The organism is Pedobacter kyungheensis, from assembly GCF_000812965.1.
Classification (GTDB): Bacteria; Bacteroidota; Bacteroidia; order Sphingobacteriales; family Sphingobacteriaceae; genus Pedobacter; species Pedobacter kyungheensis.
Genome location: NZ_JSYN01000001.1, coordinates 40207 through 52788 on the forward strand (window position 1 = coordinate 40207; position 12582 = coordinate 52788).

General features: G+C 42.8%; 6 protein-coding genes. All 6 read right to left on the bottom strand.

Annotation, left to right across the window (positions count from 1 at the left end; all coding sequences use genetic code 11):
• Nucleotides 1-3: 3 nt before the first annotated feature.
• Nucleotides 4-3093: a SusC/RagA family TonB-linked outer membrane protein gene (locus tag OC25_RS00160; protein WP_052265836.1), complete on the bottom strand. Its 3090-nt coding sequence runs from the start codon at nt 3091-3093 to the stop codon at nt 4-6.
• A gap of 27 nt (nt 3094-3120) precedes the next feature.
• Nucleotides 3121-4824: a RagB/SusD family nutrient uptake outer membrane protein gene (locus OC25_RS00165; protein WP_039470484.1), complete on the bottom strand. Its 1704-nt coding sequence runs from the start codon at nt 4822-4824 to the stop codon at nt 3121-3123.
• A gap of 4 nt (nt 4825-4828) precedes the next feature.
• Nucleotides 4829-7897 carry a SusC/RagA family TonB-linked outer membrane protein gene (locus OC25_RS00170; protein ID WP_052265837.1) on the bottom strand — a complete coding sequence of 1023 codons (3069 nt, stop codon included), beginning with the start codon at nt 7895-7897 and terminating at the stop codon, nt 4829-4831.
• A 276-nt stretch (nt 7898-8173) separates the two neighbouring features.
• On the bottom strand, nt 8174-10015 hold the full coding sequence (locus OC25_RS00175; protein WP_039470487.1) for a glycoside hydrolase family 35 protein: 1842 nt from the start codon (nt 10013-10015) through the stop codon (nt 8174-8176).
• 109 nt (nt 10016-10124) lie between these two features.
• Nucleotides 10125-11243 (bottom strand): glycoside hydrolase family 43 protein, encoded by a 1119-nt coding sequence (locus OC25_RS00180; RefSeq protein ID WP_039470491.1) that lies wholly within the window; start codon nt 11241-11243, stop codon nt 10125-10127.
• A gap of 93 nt (nt 11244-11336) precedes the next feature.
• The gene (locus OC25_RS00185) at nt 11337-12524 is read right to left on the bottom strand and encodes a DUF2264 domain-containing protein (protein ID WP_245221818.1); all 1188 of its coding nucleotides are present in this window, start codon (nt 12522-12524) and stop codon (nt 11337-11339) included.
• Between the last annotated feature and the right edge of the window lie 58 nt (nt 12525-12582).

The window sequence follows — 12582 nt, forward strand, 5'->3', positions numbered from 1 at the left end:
TTATCAAAACGTAACACTTAAACCTAAATTGATCATTTGCTGAGGTGGATATTTAATCCTGTCCTGCCCTGAGTTCGATTCCGGATCAAACTGGTAACGGGTATTCAGGTTAGACCAGGTTAACAGGTTGTAACCATTAATGTAAGTACGGATGCTCTGCACTTTTAACCTTTCGATTAATTTTTTCGGGAGGGCATAGCTAATTTCCGCATTCTTCAGGCGCAGGTAATTACCAGAAATAAACCAGAAGGTAGATGGGTAGGCAGACGGACTGCTTAAACCTGGTGAAAGCGAAAGCAAAGGATACTGGGCTGCATCGCCAATTTCGGGTGTCCACGAATTTTGGTGCACCGAAGTAAGGTTTGAAGAGAAAGCCTGAATAGCCTCGGCTACACCACGAACATTAAAATTGGTTGCCGCCTGGAACAACAAGCTAAACCCGAAGTTTTTGTAATTGGCACGCAGCTCTAAGCCGTAATTGGTATTGGGCAGGTTAGGATAACCGTTGATTGACATGTCGTAACCATCAATCTTACCGTCGTTATTTAAATCGGCATATTTTAAATCGCCCACCCTTGGCGTGGTTTGTGGTTTCGGACTGGCAGCAATATCAGCAGCCGAGGTATAAAAACCAATCCACTGGTAGGTTAAGATCTGGCCAATGCTGTTGCCGGTAAATTGCTGGTACGGATAAGCAGCCAGTGGTTCATCCTGATAAAGGATTTTGTTTTTGGCCAGCGAGTAATTGGCACGTACCGAGAAATCGACGTTTCCAATTTTATCGCGGTAGCTGATTTCGATCTCACCGCCCTGGTTTTGTACACGACCTAAGTTTACCGGCGGCAAACCTACGCCGAAAATAGACGAAACAGTTCCTCGGCTGGTTAAAATATCGCTCCTCACGTTGTGGAATAAATCGATAGATCCGGTTATTTTACTACCGAAAAGGCCAAACTCCATGGCAACATCGGTTTTCTTCTCTTTCTCCCAGGTTACCTCGTTGTTCCCCAATGTACCTTCTAAAATACCGGTTTGGGTATTATCTGAGTAACCGAAAGAAGCATTACCGCCGTTGCTATAGTTTTGCTGATAGTAATAGCTGAAGTTATCGCCAATACGATCATTACCCACTACTCCATAAGACCCCCTGAATTTCAGATAATCCATAAAAGGTACATGGTCTTTGAAAAACTTTTCGTTCGAAACTACCCAACCTGCCGAAGCTGCCGGGAAGAAACCATATTTTTTGGTACTCACAAAACGGTCAGAACCATTGTAGGCCGCATTAAACTGGAACAGGTATTTATCTTTATAATCGTAACCTACCCTGCCGGTGTAACCCTTAAAGTTATTGGGTACAAAGTTGTAAACCGAATTGGCGTTGTATTTAATAACGGTATTGATATTGGTTAAAGCGGTTCCGTAAACGTGATGACTGTTAAAGCTTCTGTCGTAATTTAATACCACCTGTGTGGTTAAATTGCGGATGGTGCTACCAGGACCATAGCCAATAAAATACCTTCTAACGCGGTAAATATTTGGATCGCGGGGTTCGTAAGTATTGTTATTGGAATCGTAAATAAACGAAGGGAACTGATCGCGTGTCATGCTACGCGTATAATCATAAGTACTGGCGTAAGAAAGTACCCCTTTAACCGATAAACCTTTGGTAATAAAATCTAATTTCTGATTGGCATTGGCTACGAGGTTCATATTATTACCGTACTTGCGGTTGTAACCATAGTGCGTAATACGGCCAACAATATTATTCTGGTTGTAATTGGGATTCTCATCACGCTGCCATTTGCTGTAACCAAAACTACCATCAGGGTTATATACCGGATAGTTAAATGGTGCCAGTGAAAGGAAGCTCACATAATCGTAAAAGATATCGTTGTAACCGAAAGCACTACCAATGTTGTTGGTATTGGTTACACCCAGGTTGCCATATAAATCGATACGTAAATCGAGTGTTTTGGTAGCCTTGATATCTAAGTTAGAACGGTAATTATACCTGTTGTAGTAAAAGTTAGAGTTTACCCCTTCCTCTTTACCATAGTTACGTAACATCCCGTTCTGGTAAAGGAAACCTGCCGAAACAAAGTATTTTACTTTCTCGGTACCACCGCTGATATCGAAATTACCTTTAACCTGGCTGCTGAAATCTTTAAAGAGGATCTTTTTCCAGTCGTTATTCGGGTGACCATAGGGATCAGATCCGTCCTGGTATTTCTGTAAATCATCAGCACTAAATCTTGGTGCAAGTCCATCATTAGCCCTGGCCTGGTTGTAAAGCTTAGCCGATTCGTAAGCATCTAAAAACTCTGGCATTACGGTTGGCTTCATTACACTGTATTCGCTTCTGAAAGTAATTTGCGGAATACCCAATTTTCCCCTCCTGGTGGTTACCACCACAACACCGTTAGCGCCTTTAATACCGTAAATAGCTGTGGTAGCCGCATCTTTCAAAATACTGATGTTTTCTACCTCGTTGGCATCAATAGCTGCAAACTGATCGGGGCTGTACTCAATATCATCAACAATGATTAAAGGTGTAGTTGAGCCACCGTTATAGGAACTGATACCCCTGATAAAAAACGTGGCACCATCAGCCCCGGGAGCACCTGAACGTTGTTGCGAAAAGAAGCCCGGTAAACGGCCCACTAAGGTATTTTGCAAACTCGCCGATGGATTTTGACGGATATCTGCACCTGTAATGGTACTCATAGATCCGGTTAGGGTTATTTTTTTCTGTTTACCGTAACCAATTACCACAACCTGCTCCAAGCCCTGCACATCGTCTTCTAATTGTACGTTAACTGTTTTTCGGCTGCCTACGGTAACCTCTTTAGGCAAAGCCCCTACAAACGAAATCACGATAACTCCGCTTGTGCCTTTCAGCCGAATGGTATAATTTCCCTTGGCATCGGTTACCACACCATTGGTGGGCATTCCCTTTTCTTTAACCGAAGCACCGGAAATTGGTCCGGTGGCATCAGTTACCACTCCTGATATAACCTGGTTCTGGGCCATTGCTAAATTGCAGGTTAGGAGCACCAGTAAAACCAGTAAGTATTTATATATATGTTTCATCTGTTTAATATTTTGGATTACACGATCTTACCAACCTTCATTTTGAAGCAACTGACTGTTTTTGGTTGTTTCGGAATAAGGCACAGGCATGTGGTAAAGCTTATTGGTGAAAGTTGAGGTAACTACCGGAATATTGGTATAGCTCAAAGTATTATCGGCATTTTTGATAATCCTGGTACCGTTAAGTTGTCCGTTAAGTACTGCCGGGGCAATTTTCCACCTGCGGATATCCCAGAAACGGTGTTCTTCAAATGCCAGCTCTACCCTTCTTTCGTTCATGATCAGGGTACGCATATCGGCCTGATTGATACCTACCGGAATACCATAACGCGAATTGGTACCTGCTGTAATGCCGGCACGGGTACGCAAAAGCTTAATTTGAGCCACTGCATCTTCGGTACGGCCAAGTTCGTTTAAGGCCTCGGCATAATTGAGAATAATTTCGCCATACCTGAAAATGATAAAATTGTGCGATTGGTTGGTATAGGTACTGTTGGTAGCAAAATTGCCCATAAACTTGCGCAGGTAATAACCTGTACGGGTTTGTACGGTAGTACCGCCTGGTTTGTCCAAGCCACCTTCGTAAGTTTGTACCGGTCTGTTTAACCAATTTACGCCATTGTAAAAGATGGTATAATCTAAGCGCAGATCCCTGCCGGTATAAGGTGCGGTAGCATTGTAACCCGAAGCCGGATCGGTAATCGGCAAACCGTTACGCATGGTAAAGGCATTTACCAAATCGGCCGTAGGACTTGTTCTACCATTACTTAAAGCAGGTGCACCATAACCCGATGGCGCATTAGTGGTTTCGATACTGGTATTCGTAGCACCTTGTTTGCTTAAAATAACCTCAGTGTTTTTGTTGGTTAAGAAAATATTGTTGAAAGTACCCTGTAACTGATAATAGCCAAGAGCATTCAGTTCAACTGCAGCATCAACCACTTTTTGCCAGCGGCTGGCGTCGGCTGTTGGGTAACCGGTTAATGCTTTTAGCGTGGCACTGTTTTCGACCCCGCCACCATTATATAACGGGCTGGCTGCGTAAAGGTAAGCCCTGCATTTTAACGCAATGGCCGCACCTTTCGGAATCCGGCCCCAATCAGAAGTGGTATAATTGGCTCCGGTTTCTAACCTTAAACTGTCTTTTACGGCATCGCATTCGCTTACAATGTAATTAATGCAATCGGCAAAGTTATTTCTTGGCAGTTCGAGGTTATCATCGAGGGTAAAAATCTTATCACCAATCAGCGGAACGCCCCCGTATCTTTTAACCAGTTCGAAATACAACAATGCCCTGATGTAACGAGCTTCTGCACGCCAGTATTGTTTGGTTAGTGCTGCAACTGGTACCACATTAATGTTGGCCAGAAAAATATTAGCTGCCCGGATACCGTTATAGCTGTTCCCCCAATAGGGATCGGGGTTGTTTAGCGTACTGATACGACCATTGGTAAAATATTCTACCTGTGTGTTGGTTCTGGATGGAATGGCATCACCAGATGCAGCATCTAAAAAGTCGCCATCAATGCGGTTAAAGCCACCGGGAATAAAAGTATACACACTGTTTAGGAAAAAGCCGGCAACTGTTCCGTTTTTATCCTGTGTATCCCAAACCAGGTCGGCCTGAATCCAGTCGCGGGGCTCAGTTTCTACCTTTTTACAGGCTGTAATGGTCAAAACCACCTGCAACCCCATTAAAGCGATGAATATATGTTGTTTAAAATTTTTCATTTCCTTAAAATTTAATGTTGATACCCATATTGATCGATCTCTGAATAGGATAGTTTCCGTTGTAAACCTCTGGGTCTACCCTATCGTAAGCGGCAAACGTAAGCAGGTTGGTAGCGTTACCAAATACCCGGATACTTTGCAGGCCGATCCTTTTGGTCAGGCTGTTTGGAATGGTATAGCCCAATTCGATATTCTTTAAGCGCAGGTAATTACCCGAGTGCTGCCAGAAGGTAGAGGTAGCTTCGTTGTTGATATTGGTACCAATAGACAGACGTGGCATGGTTGCAGTTGCAGCGGTTTGCGGCGTCCAGCGATCTAAGTTGTGCTCCCATGCCTGGCCAAAGCCATTGTTTTGGAAAGCCCATTCGGTATTGTTCGACAGGTAAATGGTACGGTTTAAAGCACCTTGCAGCAATGCACTGAAATCAAATCCTTTAAACTGGAAACCCAGGTTTAAACCATAGTAAAAAAGGGGCTTGGTGTTGCCAATTACGGTTTGGTCGAGCTGATTAATGATACCATCGCCATTTAAATCGCGGTATTTAATATCGCCCGGCTGTGCAGCATAACCTTCCAGTTTGGCACTGCCTGCAATCTCAGCTGTATTCTGAAACAGGCCTTCGGCAATATAACCAAAGCGCTGTCCAACAGCTTGCCCGGTTCTGGCCATCCAAGGGTAAGGCTGGTTTACCTCGTTTTGGTAAAGTACTTTCGATTGTTGTAAACCACCGGTTGCGGCAATGTAGTAACTGAAATCTTTTAAACTTTGCTGAAAGTTCAGTTTAAAATCCCAACCGGTATAACGGCTCTGCCCCAGGTTTTCTAAAGGATAACTTTGACCAATAAGGGCCGAGTTTTTGCCCCTTTGCATCAACAGGTCATAATATTTATCGCGATAGTACTCAACCGTGAAACCTAATTTGTTATCCAAAATGGTTCCCTGTAAGCCCAGGTTAAATTTATTGGCTTTTTCCCAGGTAATATTGGGGTTGGCCAAAACCTGCTCAAAAATACTGGTATTTGAACCTGGCGTAGAACCAAAATAGGTAGAAGTACCATCAAAATAACGCTGAATGTAAACAAAGTAGCCAGGATTGTCGTTACCGGTTTTACCGTAAGAACCGTACAGTTTTAAGGTATTAAGCCATTTGCTGTCTTTCAGGAAATTCTCTTTATTGATATTCCAGGCAAGTGCAACTGCCGGAAAGAAACCATATTTATAATCGCCTGCAGGAGGGTAATAATTTGAACCGTTATAGCCAAAAGCTACTTCGGCTACATATTTTTCATCGTAATTGTAAGCTGCCTTTCCCGAAATTCCCTGAACGGTATAAGGCAGATCTGAACCTGTAAATGAATTATCGTGGTTGGCCAGTACTACTGCACTTACACCATGTTTACCGAAATTGCGGTCGTAGCCCAAACTTAACTCCTCATAGTCTGAGTGCCCCTGGTAGTTGATACCGGTATAGTTGTTCTGTGTACCAATAGTACCATATTGGGTATAAACTTTGGTTGTTGGGTTATAAAAGAACGATGCAAAAGATTTATTCCGGAAAGTATTTTCGGATAAAGTTGCATAAATAGAAGCCTTAGCCTTTAACCATAAACCTGGGGTAATCTCGTCAAAAGTACGTTTCAAAAACAAATCTGCCGATACATCGCGTTTGTAAGTACCAATATAACCCGAACCTACTGATTGGGCATAAACGTTGTTTTGATAAGACGAAGTGGTTGCATAACTGCCATTCGGGTTAAAAACCGGGTAAGCATTTGCAGGTGTACTATAAATTGAATTTAATATGGCCTGAGAACCATAACCCGGATCGTTGCTGTTAATTAAACGGCCCATAAGATTAATGCCACCCGAAAGTTTTTTACTGATTTGCAAATCAACGTTCGAACGGATCACATAACTTTTAAAGGTATTATCGGTGTCATAAGTATTAATATCTGAGGTACGGAAAAGACCATTTTGATTGATGTGCTCTACCGCCACAAAATATTTCCCGAAATCGTTACCACCCGCTACGTTTAAAGTGTAATGGTTAAAACGCGAAGTCGGTTTGGTAATCAGATCGTTCCAGTTTACATCGGGATGCCCCTGAGGATCGCTACCGGTTTGATAAGCCTGTAAATCGGCAGCGGTATATGCAGGTGTCAATCCATCGTTAATCCTGGCTTCGTTGTTTAAGGTAGCATACTGAAAGGCATTTAATGCCTGAGGTATTTTAAGCGATTTTTGGAAAGCAGTTTGCGCCGTAAACGAAATGGTTTGTTTCGCCTTGGTACCTCTTCTGGTTGTAATTAAAATGGCTCCACTGGCTCCTTTCACCCCCAGCATTGCGGTAGATACGGCATCTTTTAATACCGTTACCGATTCGATCTCTTCCATGTTGAAGATGGTTAAAGGTCTGGGTATTCCATCAACAATCACTACCGGATTTTGTCCTCTTAAAGACATGGTTACGGCATCAGATCCAAGCGAACCGAGCGAGATCAGTGCAGCAGTTCCATCTGTACGGCCTTCAGAACCTAACCTACCTGAATTTTGGTTGGTATATAAACCCGATAAGCGGCCGGTTATGGCTGCTTTAACCGAGGTTACGGGCGATTTAGTCAGATCGGAACCGTATACCACATCGGTAGCCATGGTTGATAAAGTAGATTTAACGGTCTGATCAAAAAGTGTTCTTACAGGCCTGAGGGCTGCCACCCCCGGATTTTTACTGTTCACCACAATTACATTGCGGTCTTTGCCCATTTCAGTTTTCTGTATCAGGCTTTGCTGTACATAAACGGCTATCACATCGCCGTTGCTGTAACTTAGCTCAGCAATACCGTTATTATCGGTTACCGCAGCTTTTTGGGTTCGGGTATTCTGAACCTTTATGCCTGCAATAGGAAATTGGTTTTCATCAATAAGGTAAAGGGAAGAACCCGTTTGCAGTGTATCGATATGCTGCTTAAAACCCGGTGCCTGTTTGGCCTCAGCTACAGAAGCCCGGGCAGGGATAAGTTTAAACAGCAATAAAAATACAACCGAAAATTTCAGTAGTAATTTTTTTTGCATACTATAGGGATGGTTAAATTAAAAAGTTCGCCGTTCGGGAGAACGGTTTGGTTTACTTTGGTTATTGCGTAAAAATTAGTTCAAATGTTTTTTTGTTGGTAGTGGGATGTAAAAAAACTTTCATTTGCTTTTGCTCATATTTTATCATTTGGTTATAACAAAGAAAGCACTTCGGAAGTGCTCTGAATGGGGGTAATACGGTAATAAATAGGGGTTAAATTGTTACTTTTTGTTAAATTTTGGCCTTTAACCCCTATTTTTCGATTTTTTAAACGTTTAATCGACGTTTAATTTTTTTAATGTATTTAGGATTGGTTGGTCTATCGCCTTTAGCATTTGAAGATCGGTTTGCAGGAGTTCCAGAACAGCCACTTCGTTTTTGCCTTGCTTTAACCACTCCTTCGGTACGTATAAAGTTTGCTGCGGACCAATTGACCAGTACTTGCCCAGGTTATGTCCGTTAATCCAAACTACGCCTTTACCCCAATCGGTCATATCGAGATAAGTATCGGCTACAGTATTAATATTAAATGTACCCTTAAGCACCGCCGGACCATTTCCATTTTCATGTAAGGCTGCAGGTTTAGTTTTGTAACTATTGATATCATTAAACGGGAAACCATACATTGACCAGTTTTTGATTTCTTTACCGGCAAAGCTCACCTGCTCGGTAATCCCTTTTTTATTCTCGAGCAGATACTTGCCAAAGTTTACACGCCCCATGTTTTCTACAAAAATATCAAGCTGTACCTTTCCTTTAGGCAGCGTAATCTTTATTGCATTCTGATTTAACCGTCGATCTAAAATACCTGCCCATTTTTTGTTTACGTAGATAATAGCATAATCACGGAGTTGTTTAAGCTGCAATTCGCCTTCCCTCCCGCCTTGAATAGTGGTACGGTAAAGTACATAGCCATAATCTTGCTTAAGGTCTTCGAAAGTTAAAGGAGTAGCATTTTTTACTGGTGCGGGCAATGCGTTAAACAGCGCAGTTTTTTCGGTTAATTTAAAGGGCGCAATAGCCATGCTGGGTTTTGCAGCGGGCACAGCTGGTAAAGTTTGTCCTGCAGGCAAATGCTTCTCAATTACGCTTCTAAACTGCATAAATTTATCGGTAGCATTACCAGCTTCGTTTAAAGGTGCGTCGTAATCATAGCTACTGGTTTGCGGCTCGTAAGGCGAAATATCTTTATAATTTGCCCCGTTCATAAAATCGCGGGTAGTACCGCCATGAAACATGTACATGTTGATGGAAATACCTGCAGCTAAAACCGAATCTAGCTTTTTAGTGTATTGTGCAGCTGGCACAGTGTGATGTGCCGTTCCCCACCAATCGAACCAGGCCGGATACCATTCTGCAATAAAATATGGTCCTTTGCCATTGTGGTTTTCATTTACCAGTTTTCTGATTTTCTCTGGATTGTCGATACCGTTTACTCCTGGCAATAAACCAGGTAAATGTCCGTCTTTTACATCGGCTGCCGGATCGCAGGTGTACAACAAGCCATCAAAACCAGCGTCGATAAACATTTTCCGGTTGATATCAAGATACTTTTTATCAGCTGCATACGAACCGTATTCATTTTCGACCTGCACCATGATAATGTTGCCTCCATGGTTAATTTGCAAAGGTGCAAGTTGTTTACCCACATGCTGGATATATTTCCGGTACTCTTCGAGGTATTGCTTTTCGGTACTTCTTACCACCAGCCCTTTTTCGTTTTGCAACCAGTAAGGATAGCCCCCAAACTCCCACTCTGCACACACATAAGGGCTTGGTCTTAAAATAACCCATAGTCCTTCCTCCTGTGCAATTTTCACAAACTCGGCAATGTTCTTGTTGCCACTGAATTCGAATTTATCTTTCTGTGGTTCGTGCAGGTTCCAGAATACGTAGGTACCAATGGTATTCAGGCCCATGGCTTTGGCCATTTTCATGCGCTCGCGCCAGGCTTCTTTGGGTACACGCGGATAATGGAGTTCTCCTGATATGATCTGGAAGGGCTTTCCATCTAATAAAAAGTCTGATTCGCCTAGTGTAAAGCTATGCTTTGCCTGCTGCGCTGAAGCGGATAAGGAAAAGCATATTGCCACCAACCATAGTAATTTCTTTTTCATGCTGTAATTTTTGTTTTTAAGTCATCGGATTTTTTGGGCAAAAAAAATCCCTGTTGCGCATTTTTGCGCAATTCATCATCTGGGTTCTATATTAAAAAATCGGTTTTTTCTACTTCTTAAACACGCTCAGATCCCATTGATCGAGCCAGTTTATGGTGATTTTATCGTTTTCAAATTTGATTGGCAGCCATAAATAGCGACCATCTATCGCATTTTTAGGTTCCCATTTATCGGCCATAAAAATAAATTCGCTTTTTTTACCAGGTGCAGGTAATACATGTGTGCTTTGTCCGCCGTAGGTAAGCTTAGCGCCCTCCCCCTGACAAGGATTGCCCATGTAAGTCCATGGTCCCCAGATAGAACTGGCTTTGAACCATCGCGCCGGGTTTGGTGCCCAACCGGTACAGCCTGAGCCAACCATATAATAAGTGCCATTTTTCTTAAACAGAGCCGGCGCCTCCGTTTGCTGACCTACATAAATGCGTATAAACTTTCCGGTATGGCCGAGATAATCGGGCGTTAACTCTGCCAAATGCAGCGTAAAGTTTTCTTCTGATGAAAAAACGTGATAAGCTTTACCATCATCATCAACAAAAACAGTCATATCGCGTGCCATTTGTCCGCCTGGGAAATCCCTACAGAAAAAGCCATCACTTTTATTGGCAGGTTGGGTACAATTTACCTGATCTTTTTCTGGTGTTCCGGCAGCATAAAAAGGCATTTTACCTGGATTTGGGCGATAACTTTTGATAAAAGTATATGGGCCCGTAGGACGATCGGCTACCGCCACACCCGATCTGGCCGCAGCATAACCTTTACCCAATAGCTCAAGGTGGAACCACATCACAAACTTTTTAGTTTTTTTGTTATAAACCACTTTAGGCCTTTCTAAAATACAGCCTTTGGCAATGTCGCTGGTCAAATCCTCTGAAACCGGGAGTGCAATGCCTTCATCTTTCCAGTTGTATAAATCTTTTGAAGAATAGCAATGCACACCCACCTGGGCGGTGTTCCCTTTTTCTCCTTCAATTTTATGTTCTCCAAACCAGTAATAAACACCTTTATGCTCCACAATACCACCACCGTGGGCATTAATGTGTACACCTTTATCATCTTTCCAGATTTTACCCGGAGTAAAAGACGTGTAGGTTTGCTGTGCCGAAACGTAACTGCTCAGCAGTGAGCTGAAGGCTATAAATCCAGCTATAAAATTGATTTTTGTACGCATAATTTTCACCAATATTTTTTAATCGTTATTAAGACGGTAATTTACTTAACATCTGTTTGAGTTCAATAGGTATTCACTAATTAATTTATCCACTTATTTTAAGCTTGCACTATGATCGTTTTCAAAGTTCTCGCCACTCCAGATCTTTTGTGCGCTCCATTTAGCCGCAGGCGCCGACCAAAAAGTATCTGTTTCGGGCAAGCCCAAGGGCAAAAAGATATTGGATGCGATGTAAGGACTACCCTGGTTGTTATAAAAATCGCCCAAATTGGGTTGATCACCGTAAAGACCGATGGTTAACCAGCCATTTTTATAGGTAGTGGGGCTCTCTAAAGTTTTTCTGATTACCGCTGTTAAGGCACAACGTACCTGCGCCGGACTTAGCTGTTTAGGCAAAGCTTTCCGCCAGGCCATATCGGCCAAATGGTGAAAGGCAGCGCCACGGTAAATGATAGAACGACCAGTGGCCGGATAAGTACCGTCGGCATTAATTAAACGCTCCTGAATAACGGCGTAACGTTCGTTGCGCTTTTTAATTTTCTCGAACATTTCTTTGTAGGCATTCGTTTTGGAACCGATAATATCGACCAAAGCGGCCAGATAAGGATGAATGACGTAGCTGTTGTAATAATCGAAAGCGAAAGAAGTACCATCAGTGTACATGCCATCGCCGGTATACCATTGTTCCATTTGTTGCAGGGCATAATCAACACGCATAGGATCCCAGCTGTAACCAAATTTGGCTAAAAAGGCTTCGTTCATGGCCGAAAACAATAACCAGTTAGAAAAAACTGGCTTAAAACGACGGGTAGTAACGATCGATTTCATCATCAGCTCCTGGTTTTTCTTATCCAGGTTTTCCCATAACCAGGGCGCACGCACCAGGGCAAAAGCTACATAAGAGGCATCTACCAACTGCTGACCACCGATATCGAAATTCATAAAATCTTTGGCGTTCGAATCTAAAGCATTTTTTAAGCCTTGAATGGCCCATTCACGGTACTGCTTACGTAATGCAACTTCGGCAGGCGAGCCTCCTTCCAGTTGTAACCATGGGGCAATACCACTCAAAACGCGGCCTAAAACTTCTACGTACTGTACTTTTATTCGGTGTTCCTTGTTATCGATATGGATAGAGGTAACTTTAGGCATGGCTATGCGCAAACTGTCTTTAGCCAGGTTGTAAAGCACCGGCCGAACCATTTTGTCCATTTGCTGTAACCAGAACTGCCTGTCGGTTAACACTGCGGCTTTTGCATTTTTAGCTTTTTTTTGCGCCATTGCAGGGGCACCGAGTATAAGGAATAATGCAAACGTTAAAACTATATTTCTGAATTTC